The sequence below is a fragment of the Ruegeria sp. AG7 genome (assembly GCF_056541545.1).
In genome coordinates, this window is the sequence record NZ_JBQFYP010000005.1 from 98,811 (window position 1) to 121,814 (window position 23,004).

Sequence of the window (23,004 nt, forward strand, 5' to 3'; positions counted from 1 at the left end):
GCTTTGCTCAGGATATTGACTGCGTGCCTTGTGGCCGCAACGTTGGCTGGTTGCGCTGCATCACAGCGCCCGCAAGCGGATCAGACTGAAATCACGTCCCGCTCCTATCGCGATCCGGGGCCATCGACCCTGACCTTGTACACGATGATCAGCACCCGGACCGGTTCGGGTGCGCATACGTCGCTGATGATCAGTGGCAGGGAGCGGGTTATTTTCGACCCGGCAGGATCGTTCCGGGCGGATGTTGTACCGATCAGGAACGACGTGCTGTACGGAATCACTCCGAATGTCGAACGTGCGTATCGCAGCAGCCACGCCCGCGAAACACATTATGCGCGCATCCAGACGATCGAGGTCTCTCCGCAGCAGGCCGAAATCGCATTGCAACTGGCCAAGCAGATGGGCCCGGTGGCTGGTGCTTTCTGTGCGAACTCTACTTCGCAACTGTTGCAGCAGGTTCCGGGGTTCGAACAGATCACGACTACATTCTATCCGGTCAAACTGTCGGATCAGTTTGGAGCGTTGCAAGGTGTTCAAACGGCGGAATACCGTGAAAACGACGACGCGGACCTGCAAAAGGGACTGGCGTTCAACAATGCGCGGCTGAACCAGCTGGACGCGGCTTCATCCAACTAGATACAGCAATGTGTAAAGTGTTGCCGCCCCGGTAAAAATGGCCGCCAGCACGTTCTTGGTTAGAATGCCCACAGACAATGCAACCGCTGCGGCCGACATACGGGGTATATCCGGTTGTCCTTCGGTGGCCGCAGGCCAAACCACCAGCGGCGCGATCAGTGCGGGCAGGATGGCCACGGCTGTATATCGAAGGTGACGTAACAACCAGGGCGGCATTGGGCGATCACCGACGAGACCGATAAAGGTAAAGCGCAAAGCATAGCTGCCCACCGCAAGACCCACGATGATGATCCATATTGTTGTCTGATCGATCTGGTTCATGGCGTGTTCCGCTTTAGCATCAATTCCGCCTGCGCGCCGGCCATCATCCCTGCCGCGCCTGCGATCAGCAGGCCCAGATTGAACGGCACACTCACGGTCAGCAGGGCAACGACAATGGCGACCAGGGCGGCGATGACATGGGCCAGCGTACGCATCATTGGTCCGATCATCGCCAGAAAGGTGATCGGCAGGGCAAAGTCCAGCGCCCAACTCTCTGGGATCTGAGCGCCCAGCACGGCACCCAGACAGGTTCCCAGAACCCACAGCGGTGTGATCGGAGTGACCGAACCCAGGAAATAGGCCATTCGCTGGGGGATCGTTAGATCAGGCTCTTTTTCGAACTGCGCGATTGAACAGGCGTAAGACTGATCCACGATCAGGTAAGCCGCACATGCTCTTTGCCACAAGGGGGCGGCACCCAAGAACGGCGTCAGCGATGCGGAATACATCGCAACCCGCAGGTTCACTGCCAGCGCCGAAATCAAAACGATGATTGTAGGCGTTTCATCCTGCAGAAGTTGCAGAGCTGTGAACTGCGCCGCGCCAGCAAAAACGGTGACGGAGAAGGCAATGGTCTGCACGATATTCAACCCGGCTTCTGTCGCGAAGACACCAAACAACAGGCCAAAAGGCACAGCCACGAAGACAAACGGCGTGCCGTCGCGAAAACCTTTCCAGAAGTATGACTTGGATGTGGCAGAGGCCATGGCTAAATCCTATGGTGACGCCAGCAGCAGTATCGGTCTTGTGGAGGGGTTGCAATTGGTCACCGAAACCGACGTGTCAGACTATGTAATCGCTCCTGATCCGGGCGCGGCCCGCCTGACCCGTGCGGTCGAGGGCGTGGACCAGAATGGCGAGGTCAGCCAGATTTCAGTAGTCGAAGAGCGCCCACTGACGATCTTCCTCAACGCGCAGGAAATTGTGACGGCGATGACCATTGGCGACTATCCCGAATACCTGGCGCTGGGTTTTCTGCGAAATCAGGGCATGTTGCTGGCTGATGATGAGATTACCCGTGTCGATTACGACGATGATCTTGAAGCCGTTGTTGTCCGCACCGCACGCGCGACTTCGTACGAGGACAAGCTGAAGAAAAAGACGCGCACCAGTGGCTGCGCTGTGGGAACGGTGTTCGGGGACATGATGGAGGGTCTTGAGGGCGTTCAGCTGCCGCAAGTGCAGGTGCGTACCTCGTGGCTTTACGAACTGGCTGCCAAGATCAATCGCACCCCGTCGCTTTATCTTGAGGCCGGGGCAATTCATGGGACTGTATTGTGCCGCGAAAACCGTCCGCTGGTTTATATGGAAGACGTGGGTCGCCATAATGCCGTCGACAAGATCGCAGGCTGGATGCTGTCCGAGGGGGCGACGGCAGAGGACAAGATCCTCTATACCACCGGTCGCCTGACATCCGAGATGGTGATCAAAACGGCGATGATGGGTATTCCTGTGTTGGCGTCCCGTTCCGGCTTTACCGCCTGGGGTGTCGAGATCGCGCGTGAGGTCGGCCTTACGCTGATCGGCCGGATGCGCGGACAGCGCTTTGTTTGTCTTTCCGGTGAGGAACGGTTGGTTCGCGATGTGGACCCGTCGACGGTTGTGGCCGAAGACAGGAAACACCGGCGGAAGAGTAGCCAATGAGTGATGAAAACAGAAAACCTCTCGGCGTCATCCTCGCAGGCGGGCAGGCCACCCGGATGGGTGGTGGTGACAAAGGTTTATTGCAGATTGGCGGGCGGAGCCTGCTGTCCCATGTGGTTGATCGGCTGTCTCCTCAAGTCGATGGTTTGGCCCTGAACGCAAATGGTGACCCCAAGCGTTTCAGCGATTTGACGCTACCCGTTCTGCCTGACACGATTGAAGGCTTCGCTGGCCCTTTGGCCGGTGTTCTGGCGGGGCTCGACTGGGCGGCAGATCAGGGGGCCGACAGTATCGTAACGGCTGCCGCAGATACACCGTTCTTCCCGCGTGATTTGGTGGCGCGCCTGCAAGAGGCGGCAGAGGGGCAGGTGCATCCTCTGGTCTTGGCCACTACTCCGCGAACGGGCGACGAAGCGCTGAAATCCGGAGGGGGCAGGCGGGTCAACCGGCACCCGACCTTTGGGCTCTGGCCTGTGGCTCTGCGCGATGATCTGCGGGCGGCTCTGACGGACGGGTTGCGCAAGGTCGTGCTGTGGACTGATAAACATGACGGACGCGAGGCTATGTTCCAGGCTGACCCGTTTGATCCGTTCTTCAACGTCAATACACCTGACGATTTGGACCGCGCCCGGACACTGTTGGAGCAGGTATGAGAGTCTACGGTGTCACTGGCTGGAAAAACGCAGGCAAAACCGGGCTGATGGAACGGCTGGTGGCCGAGATCACGGGGCGGGGTTTTACCGTCTCAACTGTCAAACATGCGCATCACGGCGTCAATGTGGACCAGCCGGGCACGGACAGTCATCGTCACCGCGTTGCTGGTGCCAGCGAGGTGTTGCTTGCGTCGGGGCAGCGCGTCGCCTTGATGCAAGAGCTGCGCGGTGCGCCCGAGCCAACTTTGGCCGAATTGCTGGCGCGGCTTTCTCCGGTTGATCTGGTGCTGGTCGAAGGCTTCAAGCGGGAAGGCCACCCAAAGATCGAGGCGTTTCGCGCCGAGGCGGGAAACCCTTTGATCGCGATTGAAAACGATACCGTTCGAGCCGTTGCCAGCGACACGGCGCTGGAACTGGATTGCCCGGTTTTCGACTTGAATGATACAGTCAGGATCGCGGACTTCATATTGGATGAGGTCGGTTTGTGACCCTGTTCCAGACCTTTGCCATGGTGGACTGGTCTGGTGGAAATGACACCGGACCAACACCGCGCAAAGACGCGATCTGGGTCTGTATTGCGCGTGAAGGGCGGGCACAGGGACCTGAATACCTAGGCAACCGGGCGCTTGCCGAGGCGTGGCTGGGTGCCCTGATCCACACCGAACTGAAAGCAGGCCGGCGCCTATTTCTGGGGTTTGACTTCCCTTTTGGATACCCGAAGGGTTTTGCCCGCGCGATGACCGGAACGGATGACCCCTTGGTCTTGTGGGATTGGTTCGAACAGCATGTCGAGGACGGTCCGAAAACAAACAATCGTTTCGACTTGGCAGGCCGGATCAATCGACAATTCGGAGGAAGAGGCCCATTTTGGATGAATGGCCTCGGGCGTGACATTGATGGTTTGCCGCGAACTAAGACGGGCTATTCCAATCCGTTTTCCGACCGTCGTGCGGTTGAAGCCTTGGCAAAAGGCAGTTTCACCTGCTGGCAGATGGCGGGTGCAGGCGCGGTCGGTGGGCAGGTGATGATGGGGCTTCCAGTTCTGAGCAGGCTCCGCCATCGCTTTGCCGGACAAGTCGCGGTCTGGCCGTTCGAGCCGTTGGATAGACCCGTTGCCTTTGTGGAAATCTGGCCGTCGCTCACCTTGGGTGCGCCACCGGACGGGCGGATCAAGGATGCTTGGCAGGTCGAACAGGTCGCCTTGACTCTGTCGCGTTTGACAGAGCAGGAGTTGAAAGCGCAATTAGATGTTTCAGCGGCAGAGGAAGGCTGGATATTGGGTGTGACTCAGAAAAAGCCGAACATAGCCCCGCCACCATTGCGCAACGATTGTTTTGCACTGCCAGCGGGTGTGGAGTGGACGCCCGTTGATGACGCCTTGGCCTATTTGCGCGACAGGTTGCATCCGATTACCTCGGTCGAGGTGGTCGCGCTGAATACGGCGAGTGGGCGCATTCTGGCAGAAGATGTGACAGCCCAACGTTCCAACCCGCCGCAGCCGAATACAGCCGTGGATGGGTTTGGGTTCGCTGGTCCGGTTTCAGATGGGCCACAGGTCCTGCCGCTGGTCGATGGGCGTGCTGCAGCCGGTATCCCGTTCGACGGTGATGTTCCCGCGGGTCAGGCAGTGCGCGTTCTGACGGGTGCCGCGCTGCCTGACGGGGTGGATACGGTTATTCTGGAAGAGGATGTCACAGTTAAAGACGGGCATATCGCATTCCACGGCCCGCTGAAAAAGGGGGCAAATACCAGGCAAGCGGGCGAGGATGTGGCCGCAGGCGATCTGGCCCTGCCTAAAGGACGCCGATTGACACCGGCTGATCTTGCGCTGCTCACCGCTTTGGGCATTGCCGAGGTGAATGTGCGCAAGCCGCTGCGTGTCGCCGTGGTATCGACCGGTGATGAACTGGTCGACGCCGGAGAACGCGCCGGACCGGGACAGATATTCGACGCCAACCGCCCGATGCTGTTGTCTCTGGTCGAAAGGCTGGGGTTTGTACCTGTGGATATGGGGCGTGTTTCAGATGATCGGGACGCCCTGCGGGAACGGCTGGATCAGGCTGCGGAACAGGCAGAAGTGATACTGACGAGTGGTGGCGCATCTGCTGGTGACGAAGACCACGTGTCTGCCTTGCTGCGCCAGGCGGGGGCGATGCAACACTGGAGGATCGCCTTGAAACCCGGTCGCCCTCTGGCTTTGGGGTTGTGGTCCGGAACCCCTGTCTTTGGACTGCCCGGCAATCCCGTTGCCGCCTTGGTCTGCACCTTGATCTTTGCGCGACCGGCGCTGGGCCTGATGTCTGGCGAAGGCTGGATCGAACCGCAAGGGTTCGAAGTTCCCGCGGCCTTTGAAAAGCGCAAGAAACCGGGCCGCCGCGAATACCTGCGCGCGCGCATACGGGAAGGCCGGGTTGAAGTCTTCAAGTCAGAAGGATCGGGCAGGATCAGCGGGCTCAGCTGGGCCGAAGGGCTGGTCGAAATTGAAGATGGAGCTCGGCACATCCAACCCGGGGATATGGTTCGCTTCATACCGTATGGAAGTTTCGGATTGTGAAAATCACGGTCTCACGCGGTTTTTCTGATGCTGAACGCCCACTGGTGGCGACCCTGTTCTGGCAGGCATTTTCGGCGAAACTGAATAAAGTCATGGGCCCGGATGAAAAGGGGCTGGCTTTCTTCGAAACTTCGTTGAACCCGGATTATGCGCTGGTTGCACGGGACAAGGAAGACCGGGTTTTGGGGCTTGCAGGTTTCAAGACACGCGATGGTGCATTGGCCGGAGGCAGAATGTCAGACCTAGCAAAGGTCTATGGCTGGTTTGGGGCCATTTGGCGCGCCCTCATCCTCAGCATTTTGGAGCGCGAACTGAAACCCGGCGTGTTTCAGATGGATGGCATATTTGTGGCCGCGGGCTCGCGTGGCAAAGGTGTTGGTACGGCCTTGCTGGATGCCGTTAAGCGTGAGGCGCGGAAACAAAACATGTCAGTCGTTCAGCTTGACGTTATCGACACAAACCCCCGCGCCCGCGCTTTATATGAGCGCGAAGGATTTCGGCCTGTGGGTTAAGAAAAAACCGGACCTTTAAGTCACGTGTTTGGTTTCAGCAGCGCGACCAAGATGTCTTGGGTCGTCAAATCGGACTAATCAAACGTCCCGGCCACGCGTCCCAGCAACATGAACGCCCGCGCCGTGCGGGTCTCACCCAAAGCGCTCAGTTCTGCATCGCTTGCGTTGGGCTCGAACTCGGCCATCATCTTGTCGAAGCGGCGGAGAAAATGGTGGGCGGCGTCGCGGAAAATCGGATCCTGTTTCATCCGCGCAGCTGTCAGTGCCAGCGAGGACCTGTCCCGTACACCCCCCAGCGCGGCAACGGCGCGACCCCGCGCGCCCTGCGCGAACTGGCGCCAGATTTCGGGCCGGGCCATGTCAGGGCGCAAGTCGTCCATATAGATGCCTTCCTGGCTGAGCAGTGTAAGAACATCCTGCGAGGCTTGCACGATCTGTGCCGTCTTGCGGTCTTTCAGCGCCACGCGCAGGGCGTTGAACCCTTCGGTGTCATTCTGAGTTTCCGGAAAATTCAAGGCGCGGATAAAGATATCGGTGCTCAGCGGTGGCGCAATTTCTTCCGCAGATGTGCCCAGTTCAAGCGAGGTCTGAGCACCCGCAACGAGTGGTTTTGCCGGGGCATAAGGGGGCGTTGTGCGCTTGGTCGAAAATGTTGCCAGCGTGCTTTCGGTTTTCCGCGTCGCGGCTGCGATCTCATCCAGTTTCTTGGCCACTGCCGGTTCGTAGGTGCTGGATGCGCGCTGCTGCTGCGCCACATAAGCCTGGCGGATCGCGTCAATCGCAGTTTGCAGCCGCGCGCTTTCCTCGCGCATCACGCGGCTGGCACGCATGGCAGTGGCCGCGACCCAGATCATCGCCACAGGCATGAAAACGGCCAGAAAGGTGACAACAAAACCACCGCTCTGCGCCTTATCTGGCAACACCAGAAAAACAACCGACACCATCAGCCAAATCAGGCTGAGCACCAGTGCGGCAATCTCAATCTCGGTGACAGACGGCGCCTTTGGGCGGTCATAGATGCCCAGCGAAGTCGGTCTTTCAGTTTCCGGGTCAGGTTTGGGCCCCGACATTACATGCGCTCCGGTCAGGCGTACTTGATACTCAGAATTTCATAAGAGCGCACGCCGCCAGGGGTGCGCACCTCGACACTGTCACCTTCGTCCTTGCCGATCAGGGCGCGGGCGATGGGGGATTTGATATTCAAAAGGCCAGCTTCGATATTGGCTTCATATTCACCGACGATCTGCCACGTCTTTTCTTCGTCGGTATCCTCGTCAACCAATGTAACCTTTGCGCCAAACTTGATCGCGCCAGACAGTTTTGCAGGGTCAATTACATCCGCCAGTGACAGGATACCTTCCAGTTCCTTGATGCGACCTTCGATAAACCCCTGCTTTTCGCGGGCTGAATGATATTCGGCGTTTTCTTTCAGGTCGCCAAGTTCTCGCGCCGATGCGATGGCTTCGATGATCGCAGGGCGTTCGACGGATTTGAGGTTCTTCAGCTCAGCTGCGAGTGCGGCATTGCCCGCAGGCGTCATCGGGATCTTTTCCATACTCTCTACGTCCACGCATAAACTGACTCGCCCCGCCGCACAGAAGCGTCGGGGCGAGTCCTAGGTTGACGATTACCTGACCCAAATACCACGTGAATTGCAAGAGGTGTCAGCAGGTGCAGCGATCAATTTGCAACATTGCGCCGCCGGGATTGTTTCGGGTGTGGCCTATGGCGATGGTCCGGTTGCCCACCCTTGCACCATCGCTTTGAAGGCGTGCAGAGCCACAGCATCTCAATCATATTGAACCACTTCAAACTCGATGCCGTTGTCATCCCTGAAATAGAACCGACGCCCCGGTTCGTAATCGGCATGATTATGGGGTTCGAACCCGGCCTTGCGCACCTTGGCCTCGGTTGCATCGATATCTTCGACCAGAACACCAACATGATTCAGCCCGCCGACGACATCGTAGCTGCTTTCGACCAATGGTTTCGGCGCATCTGGTTTGTAAAGCGCAAGATAGGTGTGGGCCGATCCGACATGCACCGTGTATCCGCCTGATATTGCGGGTCCTTCCCACCGTGTTTTCCAGCCAAAGACCTGCTGCATCCAGGCGGCCGAGGCCTGTGGGTCGCTGACAGTGAAATTGGTATGTTCAAGCGTTGCCATCATGGGATCTCCTTTTTTGGCTTGTTTCGACTCACCGTAATTTCTAAACCTAACTTTAGGTCAAGGTATTTCTTCGAGGGCGACATGGCTGTTTCAGAAGGGTTGGCAATCGGGGCATTGGCCCGACGTACGGGGTTGGCCGTTTCGGCGATCCGGTATTACGAAGCACAGGGTTTGATCGCGCCCTGGCGCAATGCAGGTGGGCAGCGACGTTACCAGCGGGCAGATATCCGGCGGCTGAGCTTTGTCATGATCGCACAGCAGTTCGGCCTGACCTTGCCTGAAATTCGCGAGGTCTTGTCGGGCTTGCCGGGAAAGCGAACACCGACACCACAGGATTGGAAAGCCATAAGCGTGCGGTTGCGCACTCATCTGGATCAGCGAATCGATACCCTGATGCGATTGCGCGACAATCTGGACGGCTGCATCGGATGCGGGTGCCTCAGCTTGCCGAAATGCAAGCTTTATAACCCCGATGACAGGGCAAAATCCCATGGTAGCGGTCCCAGATACCTGATGGGTGATGCACCAGAGGACTGATGTGTCGAATAGCGCCCTTGTTACGCCGTGTTTCGATTGACCAAAGTCTTACTGACCATGTAATCAGCCGTGAAACAAAATTGCGCAGATCCTGCAGTGACAGCGCCAATTCGGAAAGTAAGCTAGGGAGCCCGCGATGGCCGAGATTGAACGCGAAGCAATGGAATATGACGTGGTGATCGTAGGCGCAGGTCCTGCGGGCCTGTCGGCGGCCATTCGTCTGAAACAGCTGGATGCGGATCTGAACGTTGTCGTTCTGGAAAAGGGCTCGGAAGTGGGCGCTCATATCCTGTCTGGCGCAGTTCTCGATCCCTGCGGGCTGGATGCTTTGATCCCGGATTGGAAGGCTAAGGGTGCTCCGCTGAACGTGCCGGTGCATGAAGACAATTTCTACATGCTGGGCGAGGCAGGCAAGATCCGCATCCCCAACTTCCCGATGCCGCCGCTGATGAACAACCATGGCAACTACATCGTTTCGATGGGCAATGTTTGCCGCTGGATGGCCGAGCAGGCCGAGGAGCTGGGCGTGGAAATCTTCCCCGGCATGGCCTGTTCCGAGCTGGTTTACGGTGACAATGGTGAAGTCAAAGGCGTAGTGGCCGGTGTCTTTGGTCTGGAAGCGGATGGCTCTTATGGCCCCAACACCGAGCCGGGTATGGAATTGCACGGCAAATACGTCTTCCTGTCGGAAGGTGTGCGCGGCTCACTGTCCAAGGAAGTCATCGCCAAATACGACTTGTCTGCCGGCAAAGAGCCGCAGAAATACGGCGTCGGCATGAAAGAGATCTGGGAGATCGATCCGGCAAAGCACAAGGAAGGTACGGTCACGCACACAATGGGCTGGCCTCTGGGCGGCAACGCAGGCGGCGGGTCGTTCATCTATCATCTTGAAAACAATCAGGTCTATGTCGGCTTTGTAGTTCACCTGAACTACAAAAACCCGCACCTGTACCCCTACATGGAATTCCAGCGCTTCAAGCATCACCCGATGGTGGCCGAGCTGCTGAAAGGCGGCAAGCGCGTGGCTTACGGTGCCCGTGCGATCACCGAAGGCGGCCTTCAATCGATGCCCAAGCTGGTGGCGCCGGGCGTGGCGCTGCTGGGCTGTTCCGCGGGCATGGTCAACGTGCCGCGCATCAAGGGCAACCACAATGCGATGCTGTCTGGTAAGGCCGCGGCTGAGGCTGCTTATGACGCGATCAAGGCTGACCGTTCAGGCGATGAGCTGACCGCTTACGAGGCCGATGTCCGCAATGGCGCAATTGGCAAGGACCTGAAGAAGGTGCGCAACGTCAAGCCGATGTGGTCCAAGTGGGGCATGATCCCTTCGCTGGTGCTGGGTGGTCTGGACATGTGGACCAACACATTGGGCTTTTCGCTCTTTGGCACGCTGGGACATGGCAAGAACGATGCACAGTCGACCGAGGAAGCCAGCAAGCACAAGCCGATCAATTATCCCAAGCCCGATGGCACGCTGTCCTTTGACCGTCTGACCAACGTGTCCTTTGCGGCAACCAATCACGAGGAAAGCCAGCCCTGCCACCTGCGCCTGACGGACCCGGATATCCCGGTCAAGGTCAACCTGCCCAAGTTCGACGAACCGGCGCAGCGCTATTGCCCGGCAGGTGTTTACGAAATGGTCGAGGATGACAACGGTCCGCGATTCGTCATCAACTTCCAGAACTGCGTTCACTGCAAAACCTGTGACATCAAGGATCCAAGCCAGAATATCACCTGGACCACGCCGCAGGGGGGCGACGGACCAAACTATCCGAACATGTAAGCAAAAAACCGGCAATGGCAGGGTCGTGAAGGCTCTGCCATTGCCTCTTGCCGACCGAAGCCCTAGCTTAACCGTCAGTCAACGATAGTAAGGCAGGATTTCGGTGGTTTCCCTGGTTCGTCGCGCGGCATTGTCCGTGCTGCTCATGTCGTCGGTCGCAGTTCCGGCCTATTCGGATTCGGGTGCCGGTTCATATCTGGCCGGGCGTCAGGCGATCTACGAAAGCGACTATTCTGCGGCGGAAAGATACTACGCCCAGGCTCTCAGGTTTGATCCGGAAAACGCGCTGCTCTTGGAAAGCGTTGTTGTCGCCCGCCTTGCGCTGGGGGAAATTGCCCGTGCTTTGCCCGTTGCAAAGCAGATCGAGGAAGCCAACCTTCCCAGTCAGGCCGCGCGCATGGCGATTTCGGCCAATTTGATCGCAGACGGCAAGTTTGACGAACTTCTGGCGCGTGACCCTGAAACGCAGGGGATCGGTCCTTTGGTTGATGGGCTGATGATCGCATGGGCCCATCTGGGGCAAGGTGAAATGACAAAGGCCATGGATCAGTTCGATGCCGTGGCAACGCAGGAAGGCCTCAGGGAATTTGCGCTGTATCACAAAGCCATGGCACTGGCCTCTATCGGCGATTTCGAAGGTGCCGAGGTGATTTTTGCGGATAACAACGGCGCGGTTGCGCGGTTCTCGCGTCGGGCCGCGCTGGCCCGTGCAGAGGTGCTGTCACAGCTGGATCGCAACGAAGACGCCATACAGTTTCTGGACGATGTGTTTGTTTCCGGTAGCGATCCGACCATTGAAGCCTATACCGGCCAATTGACTGCGGGCGAGACGCTTCCGTTCACCCACGCTGGTTCTGCGCTGGATGGAATGGCGGAAATATTCTTTACCGTTGGTGCCGCATTGAACAGCGAGGCTTCGGCTGACTACGTCCTGCTTTACGCACGACTGGCGAGTTTTCTGCGCCCTGACCACGTGGACGCCATTCTGCTGAGCGCGGAATTGCTGGACAAGCTGCAACAGTATGATCTGGCTGTTGCCGCCTATCGCATGGTCCCGGCCGGCAGTAATGACCACCATGCCGCAGAACTTGGACGGGCCGAAATCCTGGACAAGTCCGGAAAAACCGATGCGGCCATTGAAGTTCTGCAAAACCTGGCGCTGCAAAATCCTGATTTACCCAGCGTCCATGTTTCTCTGGCAGATCTTCAACGTCGTCAGGAAAACTATGCGGCTGCGGTTGCCTCTTATGACACTGCGATTGGTTTGACGGACAGTCAGGCAGGCGGGAATTGGTTCCTGCACTACGCGCGCGGTATAAGCCACGAGCGGCTGAAGCAGTGGGATCAGGCTGAATCCGATTTCCGCCGGGCGCTGGAGTTGAATCCGGATCAGCCGCAGGTGCTGAACTATCTGGGCTATTCTTTGGTAGAAAGGAAAGAAAAGCTGGATGAAGCGCTGGACATGATCCAGCGCGCGGTCGAGGCCCGCCCGGATAGTGGCTACATCGTGGATAGTCTGGGTTGGGTTTTGTTCCGTCTGGGTCGTTACGAAGAAGCGGTCGAGCATATGGAGCGCGCGGTCGAGCTGATGCCCGTTGATCCGGTCGTCAATGATCATCTGGGGGACGTCTATTGGGCTGTTGGACGAGCGCGTGAGGCCGAGTTCCAGTGGAAACGGGCTCTGTCCTTCGTTGACCCCGAAGACACGGATGGCGAGGCTGACCCGGATCGCATTCGACGCAAGATCGAAGTCGGACTAAGCGCCGTTCTGGCCGAAGAAGGTGCGGAACCTTTGAAAGTCGCAAATGGAAATTAAGGCGTTTGCGCCCGCCAAGATCAACCTGACCCTCCATGTGACCGGACGTCGTAAGGACGGTTATCACCTGTTGGATTCGTTAGTGGTTTTTGCTGATCTGGGCGATCAGTTGACATTCACACCCGGCCCCGAACTGTCTATGGACGTGATTGGGGAGTTTGCTGAAGGCGTGCCGACGGACAACCGTAATCTGGTCTGGAAAGCGGCCGAAGGCGTCGGCTGGACCGGGCATGTAGACCTGATCAAGTCGCTGCCCCACGGGGCAGGTATAGGGGGTGGGTCATCGGATGCGGCCGCCACGCTTTGGACATTGGCAGGGCAGGGATGTGACGTCCCGCCTGACTTGCCGTTGTCACTGGGGGCAGATGTGCCCGTTTGCCTGGAAAGCCGGGCGATCAGAATGCAAGGCATTGGCGATCGTTTGGCGGCGGTGAACCTTCCGCACTTACCCGCCCTTTTGGTCAACCCGAATGTGCCGGTGCCGACAAATGCCGTTTTCAACGCATTGTCGTCCAGAGACAATCCGCCGATGCCTGAGTTAGTCCCAGATTTTGTAGACGCTGAAGTCTGTGCCCTGTGGTTGCGTGATCAACGCAATGACCTGCAGGTACCTGCCATGGGCGTTGCACCTGAGATCGAGCAGGTTCTGGACGAGTTGAACATGACCAATCGTGCCCTTGTAACGCGCATGTCGGGCTCCGGCTCGACCTGTTATGCGCTGTACCCCACAATGAAAGACGCGCATTTCGCGGCCTATGAGATCGGTGCGGCGCATCCTGATTGGTGGTGCCGCGCGACGCAGCTTAACTAAGGCGCGAGACCACGTAATCGGCCAGTTCGCGCAGCAGGCTGCGAATTTCATGATCAGGTAGAACATCCAAAGATGCCTTTGCCTTGTTCGCCCAGCCCAATGCGTCCTGCCGAGTTTCTTCCAGCGTTGCGTATTTGTCCATCAGGCCCAGCGCGTGATCCAGATCGCCTTCCTGTTGGCGGCCCTTTTCGATCGTACGCTCCCAGAACGCGCGTTCTTCGGGCGTGGCCTGTGCAACTGCCTTGATGACAGGCAGGGTCAGCTTTCGTTCGCGGAAATCATCGCCCACATTTTTGCCGGTTGTCTTGCTGTCACCCTGATAATCCAGCAGGTCGTCCGCAATCTGGAATGCGATCCCCAATGCGTCACCATAATCGAACAGAGCTTTGATCTGTTCTTCCGATGCACCGGCGATCACGCCACCCACCTCGGTCGCAGCTGAAAACAAAGCTGCTGTCTTGCCGCGCACGACCTGTAGGTAAACGCTTTCATCTGTACGCAGGTCGGTTGCCGCGGTCATTTGCAGCACCTCGCCTTCGGCGATGGTTGCTGAGGCATTAGCCAAGATATCCAGAACCCGCAGCGAACCCGTTTCGACCATCAATTGGAAGCTGCGGGAAAACAGGTAATCACCGACCAGCACGCTGGATTTGTTATCCCAAAGTAGATTTGCGGTCGGGCGTCCGCGCCGTTGGGCGCTCTCATCCACAACGTCGTCGTGCAGAAGGGTGGCGGTGTGGATGAACTCGACCGTGGCAGCAAGGCGCACGTGGTGCTCACCTGAATAGCGAAACAGCCGCGCCGCTGCCAATGTCAGCATTGGGCGCAGGCGCTTTCCGCCTGCCTCGACCAGGTGCTGGGTCACTTCGGGGATACGTGGGGCATGGTCCGACGCCATCCGGGCGCGGATCAACGTGTTCACAGCCTCCATTTCACCCGCCAGAATTTCAGCGAGGCGCTCATGCGGTTTTGAGATCATGCCGACGGTCATCACACTCCTGATACAAGGCTCGACTTCCGCCCCGCCTTGCCCTTACATCCATCCCCATGAAAGAACTATTGCGCAGTACCGATCCGACGATCCTGGCCTTTGCATCCGCTCTCCTTGAAGGCGAGGATATAGACTGCTTTCAGATGGACGTAAATATGAGCATCCTCGAAGGTGGGATCGGGATCTTTCCCCGCCGACTGATGGTTCGCGCCGAAGACCTGACCCGTGCCGAACGTGTGATGCGCGACAATGAAATTCCGCTGGGCCGATGAACCGGTTTTCCGATAGTGAACTCAGCTGCAATGATTTCCTGGGGGGCAGGATCCGGTTGCTGCAACCTCATTCAGGTTATCGTGCAGGGGTAGACCCGGTATTGCTTGCCGCATCCGTTCCGGTCAGGGCAGGTCAGTCTGTGTTGGAGCTGGGGTGCGGTGCCGGTGCCGCCATTCTTTGCTTGTCCTCACGAGTGCCCGGTTTGCACCTGACAGGTATCGAGCTACAGCCTGCCTATGCGGAATTGGCCCGTAGAAACGCGGAAATCAACGGGATAGAGCTGGAAGTTGTCGAAGCTGACCTGACCGCTTTGCCCGAGGCGCTTCGGCAGCGCCAGTTCGATCACGTCATTGCGAATCCGCCCTATTATCGGGCGGGGGCGCATAGCCCTGCAAAGGATGCTGGAAGAAGTGTGGCCCTGAGCGAAGACACCCAGTTGGCCGACTGGATTGCAGTGGCTGCCAGACGCCTTGCGCAAAATGGGTACCTGCACATGATCCAGAAAGCCGATCGACTGCCCGACATGCTGGCAGCGTGCCAAGGGAGATTGGGATCGGTAGAGTTGTTGCCGCTAAGCCCACGGACAGGGCGAGAGGCTGAACTGATCATTCTGCGCGCCCGCAAAGGAGGGCGTGCGGCATTTCGCCTCCACCCACCTTTGATTCTGCACGCGGGTGAACGTCACAAAAAAGACGGCGAAAGCTATACGGATGCGGTTTCGGCTGTGCTTCGGAAGGCCGTTGCCCTGCCCGGGTTCTGACGACGACCGGCAATGTCCAGCCGATTTTGTCGGATTTGCTTCAGATTCTGTGCGTCTGCAGCGTGACAGGGTGGAAACGATGTGATCAACTTCTTACGTGACATACAGACACGTATAAAAGGAGGATCGCAATGAGCGTGAGCGCACATCTGACAGAACTGAAGAAAAAGCATGAATCTCTCGGTCTAGAAGTAGAACAAGCCCAACGCTCGCCAGGCATCGATGATCTCCACATAGCCCAGCTGAAGAAACAGAAGCTCAAGCTGAAGGAAGAGATCGAGCGACTGTCTGCTTAAGATTTCAAACTGGAACGGGCCGCGATCAAGGCCCCGCCGGTAATCAGAGAAGCCGCGATCGCCAGCCCCCAGGATGGGGCAGCGATCCCGGCCATCACCAAAGCAAGTGTCGACAATAGCGGGGCCGCGTAAGATGAGGTCCCGAGCATTTGAATATCACCCTGCTTCACCCCGATATCCCAGACGTAAAAGGCCAGCCCAACGGGCCCAAGGCCAAGTGCCAGTACAGAAACCCACCCTAGTGTCGAGTCGGGCAGCACGGTGTCTTCCATGGCCAGATGCAGCAGACCCGAAGCCAACGCAGCCATCAGACAAAAGACCGCAACCGAACTGGTCGGTGTATCGCCCAATCTGCGTGACAGAACTGAATAGCCTGACCATGTCATCGCGCAAAGCAGGGCCAATGTGTATCCTGGCAGATGTTGCGCCTGAAAACCTGCGCTCCCGCCTCCGGTGATGATCAAAGCAGCCCCAGCAAAGCCAAGGCACGCCCCAATCAAGTGACCAGCGCGAAGCTGCTCGCCCGGTAGCAGGCCGGAAAACAGAACGATAAGAAGGGGCCAGAGATAGGCAATCAGTCCGGCCTCGGCCGCGGGGGCCATGCGTAGGGCTGAAAAATACAATGCGTGGTACCCGAACAGGCCCAATGAACCGAACAGGTAGGTCGTCCAGGGGATCTGTTTCAACCCGCTGAACCCACCGGTTGCGGCTGTCCAGATCAACCCAAGTGTACCACCAATCGAAAAGCAGATCGTGTTCAGCAGCAAAGGCGGTGTAGGTGCAGAGCCGACGGTCAAAAGCGCCAGCAAAGCCCATAATAGTACGGCCCCAAAACCGATGGCTGTTGCGCGCGTTTTGGTCATGATCCGGAAACCTCTTCGATCGGAACAATGTCGAACTCATCCGAAATATGCGCGGTCTTTTCAATCTCGGTCAGGAACCAATCCCGAAATGCTGCGATCTGAGGACGTTTCTCGGCCCCCGGAAGGCACAGGAATCGGAACCGGCCCTGCGTTTCCAGCGCGACCTTGAAGGGGGCAACCAGCCGACCTTCGGTCAAGTCCTTGAGGATCATGGCACGCCGTCCAAGGGCGACACCAACACCAGCGACAGCGGCGTCAATCGCGTGATCTGCGTTGGAAAAATGCGCCCCATGAGTGGGTGTGAAATCGATACCCACAGCGCGGAACCAGGCAGGCCAGTCGCAGGGTGGGGTCAGAAAGTTGATCGAATCGTCGTGGATCAACGGTGCGTCGCGCAGGCTGTCTGGCGTGGTGAATTGTTCCGCCAGCTCCGGGGTCATGACCGGAGTCAGCCACTCCTTTCTTACAGGTACGGAATACAGCCCCTCATCGGCGGAATTGCCAAACCGGATAGCAACATCCACATCATCCCGCTCCAGATCCATATTGCGCAACGTGGCCGAGAATTTCAGATCGATTTCCGGATGCGCACGGGCAAACTCGTAAAGGCGAGGCGCCAGCCACTTTGCGGTCAGCGCCGGACCTGCGGTGACGGTCAGTCCGGTGTCATCCTCCTGCCTGCGTACGGCACGCCACGCGGCTTGCAAGGTGGCAAAGCCTTCTGCCGCGCCGGGGGCCAGGGCGCGGCCCGCATCGGTCAGTTCCACAGCGCGGTTCAGACGGCGGAACAGAGGGCGGCCCAGATGCTCCTCAAGCGATTTGATCTGAAAGGACAGGGCCGCTGGCGTCACGTGCAGCTCTTCCGCCGCTTTCGCGAAGGACATGTGCCGGGCCGCGGCATCAAAAGCCCGAAGCGCGGTAAGTGGGGGCAGATAATCACTCATAGCCAAGAAATTCTTAACTGAAGGTTCAGGAAACTTCGTTTGTCACGGCTTTAGGTGACCTTCATATTCACATCAGGTCAAGCAAAACTGAATTGAAAGGCGGCTGCCATGATCGAGATGACAACAAATCCCGCCGCCCAAGTGGCGATCCTGCGCGCTCATGAAGAGCGTGGCAAGGTGGTCCGGCAGATGTGGAATTGGGTATTGGGTTCCCGCTGATCGCAGCGCGCGCGTTCTTACGGGATCAGAAAGGACCGGTCCAAAGGGGCCGGCCCGTTTTTTTGTTCACAAGCCTGGATCAGACGAAGAACTGAGCACCGTTGGCCGAGATGGTCGAGCCGTTGATGAACTGAGATTCGTCCGAGGCCAGGAAGGTCACACAGCGTGCAATCTCTTCAGGCTCGCCCAGACGACCGGCAGGGATCTGGCCAATAATCGATTCGCGTACCTTTTCAGGCACCGCCATCACCATCTCGGTTGCGATATAACCGGGGCAGATTGCGTTGGCCGTGATGCCCGCCCGCGCGCCTTCCTGTGCCAGAGATTTCACGATGCCCAGATCGCCAGCTTTGGTCGCAGCATAGTTCACCTGAGCGAACTGGCCCTTCTGACCGTTGATGGAGCTGATGACGATGACACGGCCAAACTTGCGCTCGCGCATGCCAGGCCAGACAGGGTGCACAGTGTTGAACACGCCGGTCAGGTTGGTGTCGATCACGTCTTTCCACTGATCGGGTGTCATTTTGTGGAAAGGTGCATCACGGGTGATGCCAGCGTTGGCGACAACGATATCGATGGGGCCAACCTCGGCCTCAACCTTTTCGATACCTGCTTTGGATTCGTCATAATCTGCGACGTTCCACTTGTAGGTCTTAATGCCGGTCTCTTCGGTGAATTTCGCGGCGGCTTCGTCATTCCCTGCATAGGTGGCCGCAACGTTATATCCTTCGGCTTTGAGCGCCTTGGAAATTGCTGCGCCAATGCCGCGGGAACCGCCGGTAACGAGTGCTGTACGTGCCATTTAGGACTCCTCCAATTTTAGTCGCCTTGGTAATGCTGTTACTTTGAGAGATGCTTGTGCGCAATATTGTTTCGTCGTTAAGGTGTTTATTTCGGATGGCAATATCGTCGCATCTAAGGGGTACGACCCCAGTTTAACAAAAAAGGGCGTCCCGTGGACGCCCTTTTCTATTTGGTTATTCACGCACTTAGTCGCGCTCCACACACAGGGCGACACCCATGCCGCCGCCGATGCACAGAGTGGCCAGACCTTTCTTTGCGTCGCGGCGCTTCATTTCGAACAGCAGCGTGTTCAGAACGCGGCAACCTGATGCACCGATCGGGTGGCCGATGGCAATTGCGCCGCCGTTCACGTTCACAATCGACGGGTCCCAGCCCATGTCTTTGTTCACTGCGCAGGCTTGCGCGGCAAAGGCTTCGTTGGCTTCAACCAGGTCCAGATCGTCGACGGACCAACCTGCTTTTTCCAATGCCTTGCGCGAAGCGTAGATCGGGCCAACGCCCATGATCGACGGGTCCAGCCCGGCAGTTGCGTAGGACGCGATGCGAGCCAAAGGTTCGATTCCGCGCTTTTCTGCGTTTTGAGCCGACATCAGCAGGGTCGCGGCGGCGCCGTCGTTCAGGCCTGAAGCGTTTGCAGCTGTGACCGATCCGTCCTTGGTAAAGGCGGGGCGCAGCTTTGCCATGGCTTCCATTGTAGCGCCGTGGCGGATGTATTCGTCCTTGTCCATCACGATGTCGCCCTTGCGGGTCTTGATGGTGAAGGGCACGATTTCGTCGACAAACTTGCCAGCTTTTTGCGCCGCCTCGGCCTTGTTCTGCGAAGCGACAGCGAATTCATCCTGCATGTCGCGGCTGATCTGCCATTTCTCGGCAACATTTTCCGCCGTCTGACCCATGTGATAGCCGTTGAAGGCATCCCACAGACCATCGCGGATCATGGTGTCGATATACTTCATATCGCCCATCTTGTGACCCGCGCGCAGGGCGGCGGCGTGGGGTGACAGGGTCATGTTCTCTTGGCCACCAGCGGCGACGATATCGGCATCGCCCAGCTGGATGTGCTGAGCGCCCAATGCGACGGCACGCAGGCCCGAGCCACAAACCTGGTTGATTCCCCAGGCGGCGCTTTCCTGCGGCAAACCGGCGTTGATATGCGCCTGCCGAGCCGGGTTCTGGCCCTGAGCCGCAGTCAGAACCTGACCCATGATGGTTTCACTGACTTCGCCTTTTTCAATCCCGGCGCGCTCGACAACTGCTTCCAGGACGGCCGCGCCCAGATCATGTGCGGGGGTGTTCGCAAACGAACCACTAAAGCTGCCAACACCTGTTCGTGCGGCGGATGCGATTACTACGTTGGTCATATGATCAGTCCTTTACCGTCATTATCTGGCGGAATGTCTGACGGCGCAGGCCGAGAGTTTCCCTCTCGAAACAAGAGCGCCCCGTTATCCCCCGCTCAAGTACTTCTGCAATAGCGTAATGCTGCACTTGCAGCAACGGGCAGCTTGTCTCAGCTTGGGAAATGGCGGAAAAATGTCGATCACCCACGGATCAACTTGCTGTTTTTGAACTTCTTTCCTGCTTCCACGGGGGTGAAACACTGGGCGCACCGAACAAAAATCCCTGCATGCAATCCACGCCACTTGCAAGCAAAAATGCCGCATCCTTCTGTGTTTCGACCGATTCGGCAGTGACCAGAATTTCAAACTCACGCGCCACGGCAATCAAGGCCCGCACCAAAGCCTGGTTGTCGGGGCTGTCGCTGATACCCCTGATAAACTGACCATCGATCTTTGCGGCGTCGAACAGAAATTCGCGAAAGTGGCGGAAACTGAAGTTGCTGGCACCAAAGTTGTCCAGCGCAAAGGCGATGCCGCGATCCTGAAGGCGGTCCATGAAGTCGACCACCAATTCAGGCACCTGCATGGAAGAGCTTTCGGAGATTTCTAGGATCAGCCGTTCGCCCAGCTGCGGGTCCCGTTTCAGAAACCGGTCCAGTATACCGGACCAGTTGGAATAACCGATCGAGCGGGCGGACATGTTGATCGACAGGCGGATCTGGGGGTTCTTCACCAACGTGCGCAGACCAAGTTCCAACGCGACGCAGTCGAGATCACGTCCGATCGGGGTATTTTCAACCTGCGGCATGAATTCGCGGGCGGGTATAACACGCCCTGTTTCATCCAGCACGCGAATGAACCCTTCGTAAAATGCGATGCCATGCGGCGGGTGCGCCTGAACAACTGGCTGAAAGGCCAACCGACATTGCTTGTGCTTCACAGCATCGGTTGCCATCTGAACCACCGAACGATCCCGTGTTGACACTGCTGCATTCAAAGGGGTGTCCAACCCTTCGGGAAGATTGGCGAGCTTTTTGTTTCCCATAGGCGCAGATTCTCGTGTGTCCAAAACAGGTGTTTTGACACAGTTTCGGGGCAAACAGATGAATCTGCGGTTAAAGCGTCAGAAGAAGTTGCTTAATGCGGTTTCAGCGCGCGGAATGCCCGGCACGGGCCAGTGATGCCGCGGCTCCAAGAAGGGCTCCTGTCGCACCCAGAATCATCAGGACAAAACCCAGTGCGATCAGCGTGCCAACAAAGCTGCCGAGCGCGGCAAGCATGGCCAGCAACAGGCCAAATAACCCGACGAAGGTCGAAATGGTTGCCAAACGTTTCATGCCGCCCCTCGCTCAACTATGCGCCACATTCAATGACCGATATGGCGTGCAAAAGCCGGAGTTCAAGTCGTAGTGGGGCCTGACAGCTGTGTCAGGCCTGCTCTGCCTGTCCTTTGGGCAAGATCTTGTCGACCTGCTCAAATCCGGGCGTTCCCCGGTCCTCGGGGTGGCGAGCCAGGTGCTTGGCTTTTATCTGTTCCGAGTTGTCGCGGCTGCCGTCGTGGCTGTAACCCGGCGGTGCGAAACAATAGGCCAGACGTTGCCGCAGTGTCAGGCCGGGCTGCGTGGCGTCGTGCCAGATGCCGACCCATTCGTGAAACGCAACGCGCAAAGGGTTGAAGGTGCCGATATTGTGAACCAGCCCGTAATCGACCCGGTCGTTTTCCTGTTCAGGCACAAATGTCCCGAACATCTTGTCCCAGATGATGAAAACTCCGGCGTAATTGCAATCCAGATACCGTGCGTTTCGGCCGTGATGCGCGCGATGATGGCTGGGGGTATTCATGATCGCTTCGAACCATCGGGGCATCTTGCCGATGGCCTCGGTGTGAATCCAGAACTGATAGATCAGGTTCAATCCGCCAACGAACAGAACCATGGCCGGATGGAAACCCAGCAGGATCAGCGGCGCGCGTACGACCATCATGAACGTAAAGGTATAGGTCCAAGTCTGCCGCAGAGCTGTGGTCAGGTTGTAGTGCTGCGAGCTGTGGTGGTTAACGTGGCTGGCCCAGACCCAGCGAATGCGATGCCCAAAACGATGTACCCAGTAATAGCGAAGATCATCCAGAACAAAGCACAGAATGATAACGGGAATTGACGTGCCAAGATCCAGAGGAGTGATCTGCCAAAGCCACATGAAAAAGGCATAGGCGATAAAGCCCAGCAAAAAGCCCGACGCGATGTTCCCGGCCCCCATGATCAGCGAGGTCACCGCATCGCGCGTTTCATACCGCCCGCCTTTGCCTTTGACTGCGATCCACAGGAATTCTGCCAGAATAGCAGCGATGAAAAACGGGACGGCCCATTGCACCGCATCGGGGAAGCTTACCTGGTCTGTCATGCGGGCCTCATCAAGTGTTGCCAGTGCTGGCGTTCGGTCTGGTCAAGGTGAAGGGTCGCGCGTGGGGTGCTGAAGTCGTGAAACCGAACTTCGATGCCATTGGCGGTTTCAAGCCAGTCGAAATCCTGGAGTTGCCGCGCAACGGTGTCGGCCCCGAAGGACCAGATCAATCCGGCCCCATTCTGTGTCCGCACCAGCGCCGCGTGGCCGTCATGGGCGATTGTCACGTCGATCACCGTGTCATCGGGAAAATGCCGCAGCCACTGGCGTGGCGCCGTGTCAGGCGTCAGCACATGCAACTGCGACTTGCCCGTCAGATGCAGCAACAGCGTAATCCCGGCTATGCCCCCAACGACCAACACCAATAGAATTTCCAGCGGCATTCCATCCTCCTGAGCGCAGAGTGCAAAGGAGTCGAAACACTGTCAAAGGTGGCGTGACGTCAGCTGTGTTCCAAAATCAAGGCTTTGATCGCAGCCATTCGACAAGCAGGAATACTAGTCGGAGATCATGTAGGTTACTTGATCTCCCTTGCCCTTCTTGCGTACATCTTTGGCGGTAGCAGCATCAGCGGCCATCCAAAAAACACCCGCCATCGCGGCAACTCCTGCAATAGAATTCATCAAAAATCCTCCGAGTTGAATGCCCGGAGGAAATCAAGATTTGCTGATATTAAG

At 57.7% G+C, this 23,004-nt stretch carries 28 protein-coding genes; 13 read left to right on the top strand and 15 right to left on the bottom strand.

Translation table 11 applies throughout. From position 1 onward, the window contains the following. Positions 1-3: 3 nt before the first annotated feature. Positions 4-636: a hypothetical protein gene (locus ACR0BF_RS08525; RefSeq protein ID WP_480624683.1), complete on the top strand. Its 633-nt coding sequence runs from the start codon at positions 4-6 to the stop codon at positions 634-636. Here ACR0BF_RS08525 and ACR0BF_RS08530 read toward each other — a convergent pair. After that, a complete protein-coding gene (locus ACR0BF_RS08530) occupies positions 625-957 on the bottom strand; it encodes an AzlD domain-containing protein (RefSeq protein WP_209506607.1) in 333 nt (110 codons plus the stop codon). The two genes, ACR0BF_RS08525 and ACR0BF_RS08530, sit on opposite strands and share 12 nt — an antisense overlap. After that, on the bottom strand, positions 954-1,664 hold the full coding sequence (locus tag ACR0BF_RS08535; protein ID WP_480494338.1) for an AzlC family ABC transporter permease: 711 nt from the start codon (positions 1,662-1,664) through the stop codon (positions 954-956). The genes ACR0BF_RS08530 and ACR0BF_RS08535 overlap by 4 nt, the downstream gene beginning before the upstream one ends. On the opposite strand from ACR0BF_RS08535, the gene ACR0BF_RS08540 reads away from it, so the two are divergent. From ACR0BF_RS08540 to ACR0BF_RS08560, 5 genes are read left to right on the top strand one after another with little or no spacing between them, the layout of a single operon-like run. Further along, positions 1,663-2,601, top strand: a complete 939-nt coding sequence (locus ACR0BF_RS08540; protein WP_480624684.1) for a formate dehydrogenase accessory sulfurtransferase FdhD — start codon at positions 1,663-1,665, stop codon at positions 2,599-2,601. The genes ACR0BF_RS08535 and ACR0BF_RS08540 overlap by 2 nt on opposite strands. Then, a complete protein-coding gene (gene mobA / locus ACR0BF_RS08545; RefSeq protein ID WP_480475013.1) occupies positions 2,598-3,254 on the top strand; it encodes a molybdenum cofactor guanylyltransferase MobA in 657 nt (218 codons plus the stop codon). Before ACR0BF_RS08540 ends, mobA begins: the two co-directional genes overlap by 4 nt. After that, positions 3,251-3,742, top strand: coding sequence for a molybdopterin-guanine dinucleotide biosynthesis protein B (gene mobB, locus ACR0BF_RS08550; protein WP_480554233.1), 492 nt, complete (start codon positions 3,251-3,253; stop codon positions 3,740-3,742). Before mobA ends, mobB begins: the two co-directional genes overlap by 4 nt. Further along, complete coding sequence (locus tag ACR0BF_RS08555) at positions 3,739-5,808, top strand: molybdopterin-binding protein (protein ID WP_480624685.1); 2,070 nt, start codon at positions 3,739-3,741, stop codon at positions 5,806-5,808. The genes mobB and ACR0BF_RS08555 overlap by 4 nt, the downstream gene beginning before the upstream one ends. After that, positions 5,805-6,320, top strand: coding sequence for a GNAT family N-acetyltransferase (locus ACR0BF_RS08560; protein WP_480624686.1), 516 nt, complete (start codon positions 5,805-5,807; stop codon positions 6,318-6,320). The genes ACR0BF_RS08555 and ACR0BF_RS08560 overlap by 4 nt, the downstream gene beginning before the upstream one ends. Before the next feature lie 74 nt (positions 6,321-6,394). Here the strand turns inward: ACR0BF_RS08560 and ACR0BF_RS08565 are convergent, their stop codons facing one another. The 3 genes from ACR0BF_RS08565 to ACR0BF_RS08575 all read right to left on the bottom strand — a co-directional run bounded on the left by ACR0BF_RS08565 (position 6,395) and on the right by ACR0BF_RS08575 (position 8,490). Then, a complete protein-coding gene (locus tag ACR0BF_RS08565) occupies positions 6,395-7,390 on the bottom strand; it encodes a hypothetical protein (RefSeq protein WP_480624687.1) in 996 nt (331 codons plus the stop codon). A gap of 14 nt (positions 7,391-7,404) precedes the next feature. After that, the gene (gene greA, locus ACR0BF_RS08570) at positions 7,405-7,875 is read right to left on the bottom strand and encodes a transcription elongation factor GreA (RefSeq protein WP_209506599.1); all 471 of its coding nucleotides are present in this window, start codon (positions 7,873-7,875) and stop codon (positions 7,405-7,407) included. 234 nt (positions 7,876-8,109) lie between these two features. Next, the gene (locus tag ACR0BF_RS08575; RefSeq protein ID WP_209506596.1) at positions 8,110-8,490 is read right to left on the bottom strand and encodes a VOC family protein; all 381 of its coding nucleotides are present in this window, start codon (positions 8,488-8,490) and stop codon (positions 8,110-8,112) included. 81 nt (positions 8,491-8,571) lie between these two features. Between ACR0BF_RS08575 and soxR the strand changes: the two genes are divergently transcribed. The 4 genes from soxR to ACR0BF_RS08595 all read left to right on the top strand — a co-directional run bounded on the left by soxR (position 8,572) and on the right by ACR0BF_RS08595 (position 13,437). After that, positions 8,572-9,027 carry a redox-sensitive transcriptional activator SoxR gene (soxR, locus tag ACR0BF_RS08580; RefSeq protein WP_209598669.1) on the top strand — a complete coding sequence of 152 codons (456 nt, stop codon included), beginning with the start codon at positions 8,572-8,574 and terminating at the stop codon, positions 9,025-9,027. A gap of 136 nt (positions 9,028-9,163) precedes the next feature. Next, positions 9,164-10,810: an electron transfer flavoprotein-ubiquinone oxidoreductase gene (locus tag ACR0BF_RS08585; RefSeq protein ID WP_480483095.1), complete on the top strand. Its 1,647-nt coding sequence runs from the start codon at positions 9,164-9,166 to the stop codon at positions 10,808-10,810. Positions 10,811-10,955: 145 nt separating this feature from the next. Beyond that, positions 10,956-12,626 carry a tetratricopeptide repeat protein gene (locus tag ACR0BF_RS08590; RefSeq protein ID WP_480624758.1) on the top strand — a complete coding sequence of 557 codons (1,671 nt, stop codon included), beginning with the start codon at positions 10,956-10,958 and terminating at the stop codon, positions 12,624-12,626. After that, the gene (locus ACR0BF_RS08595) at positions 12,616-13,437 is read left to right on the top strand and encodes a 4-(cytidine 5'-diphospho)-2-C-methyl-D-erythritol kinase (RefSeq protein WP_480554228.1); all 822 of its coding nucleotides are present in this window, start codon (positions 12,616-12,618) and stop codon (positions 13,435-13,437) included. Before ACR0BF_RS08590 ends, ACR0BF_RS08595 begins: the two co-directional genes overlap by 11 nt. Here the strand turns inward: ACR0BF_RS08595 and ACR0BF_RS08600 are convergent. After that, positions 13,430-14,428 carry a polyprenyl synthetase family protein gene (locus tag ACR0BF_RS08600; protein ID WP_480554227.1) on the bottom strand — a complete coding sequence of 333 codons (999 nt, stop codon included), beginning with the start codon at positions 14,426-14,428 and terminating at the stop codon, positions 13,430-13,432. The two genes, ACR0BF_RS08595 and ACR0BF_RS08600, sit on opposite strands and share 8 nt — an antisense overlap. Positions 14,429-14,484: 56 nt before the next feature. Here ACR0BF_RS08600 and ACR0BF_RS08605 point away from each other — a divergent pair, with 56 nt between their 5' ends. The 3 genes from ACR0BF_RS08605 to ACR0BF_RS08615 all read left to right on the top strand — a co-directional run bounded on the left by ACR0BF_RS08605 (position 14,485) and on the right by ACR0BF_RS08615 (position 15,757). Then, the gene (locus ACR0BF_RS08605) at positions 14,485-14,700 is read left to right on the top strand and encodes a putative signal transducing protein (RefSeq protein WP_050604033.1); all 216 of its coding nucleotides are present in this window, start codon (positions 14,485-14,487) and stop codon (positions 14,698-14,700) included. Then, positions 14,697-15,461: a tRNA1(Val) (adenine(37)-N6)-methyltransferase gene (locus ACR0BF_RS08610; RefSeq protein ID WP_480624688.1), complete on the top strand. Its 765-nt coding sequence runs from the start codon at positions 14,697-14,699 to the stop codon at positions 15,459-15,461. Before ACR0BF_RS08605 ends, ACR0BF_RS08610 begins: the two co-directional genes overlap by 4 nt. A 131-nt stretch (positions 15,462-15,592) precedes the next feature. Then, positions 15,593-15,757, top strand: coding sequence for a YdcH family protein (locus tag ACR0BF_RS08615; protein ID WP_083445267.1), 165 nt, complete (start codon positions 15,593-15,595; stop codon positions 15,755-15,757). Here ACR0BF_RS08615 and yddG read toward each other — a convergent pair. The 9 genes from yddG to ACR0BF_RS08660 all read right to left on the bottom strand — a co-directional run bounded on the left by yddG (position 15,754) and on the right by ACR0BF_RS08660 (position 22,950). Further along, entirely contained in the window at positions 15,754-16,620 is an 867-nt protein-coding gene (yddG, locus tag ACR0BF_RS08620) for an aromatic amino acid exporter YddG (RefSeq protein ID WP_480475037.1), read from the bottom strand. The genes ACR0BF_RS08615 and yddG overlap by 4 nt on opposite strands. Beyond that, entirely contained in the window at positions 16,617-17,564 is a 948-nt protein-coding gene (locus ACR0BF_RS08625; RefSeq protein ID WP_480624689.1) for a transcriptional regulator GcvA, read from the bottom strand. Before ACR0BF_RS08625 ends, yddG begins: the two co-directional genes overlap by 4 nt. Before the next feature lie 298 nt (positions 17,565-17,862). Continuing rightward, the gene (phbB, locus tag ACR0BF_RS08630) at positions 17,863-18,585 is read right to left on the bottom strand and encodes an acetoacetyl-CoA reductase (protein WP_209506587.1); all 723 of its coding nucleotides are present in this window, start codon (positions 18,583-18,585) and stop codon (positions 17,863-17,865) included. Positions 18,586-18,772: 187 nt separating this feature from the next. Then, positions 18,773-19,948 carry an acetyl-CoA C-acetyltransferase gene (locus ACR0BF_RS08635; protein WP_480475041.1) on the bottom strand — a complete coding sequence of 392 codons (1,176 nt, stop codon included), beginning with the start codon at positions 19,946-19,948 and terminating at the stop codon, positions 18,773-18,775. 190 nt (positions 19,949-20,138) lie between these two features. Beyond that, positions 20,139-20,972 (bottom strand): EAL domain-containing protein, encoded by an 834-nt coding sequence (locus ACR0BF_RS08640; RefSeq protein WP_480624690.1) that lies wholly within the window; start codon positions 20,970-20,972, stop codon positions 20,139-20,141. 103 nt (positions 20,973-21,075) lie between these two features. After that, positions 21,076-21,264: a hypothetical protein gene (locus ACR0BF_RS08645; RefSeq protein WP_480585514.1), complete on the bottom strand. Its 189-nt coding sequence runs from the start codon at positions 21,262-21,264 to the stop codon at positions 21,076-21,078. 91 nt (positions 21,265-21,355) lie between these two features. Further along, positions 21,356-22,327 carry a sterol desaturase family protein gene (locus ACR0BF_RS08650; RefSeq protein ID WP_480494320.1) on the bottom strand — a complete coding sequence of 324 codons (972 nt, stop codon included), beginning with the start codon at positions 22,325-22,327 and terminating at the stop codon, positions 21,356-21,358. Next, the gene (locus ACR0BF_RS08655; protein ID WP_480622934.1) at positions 22,324-22,710 is read right to left on the bottom strand and encodes a hypothetical protein; all 387 of its coding nucleotides are present in this window, start codon (positions 22,708-22,710) and stop codon (positions 22,324-22,326) included. The genes ACR0BF_RS08650 and ACR0BF_RS08655 overlap by 4 nt, the downstream gene beginning before the upstream one ends. Before the next feature lie 114 nt (positions 22,711-22,824). Continuing rightward, a complete protein-coding gene (locus ACR0BF_RS08660) occupies positions 22,825-22,950 on the bottom strand; it encodes a hypothetical protein (protein WP_480624691.1) in 126 nt (41 codons plus the stop codon). Between the last annotated feature and the right edge of the window lie 54 nt (positions 22,951-23,004).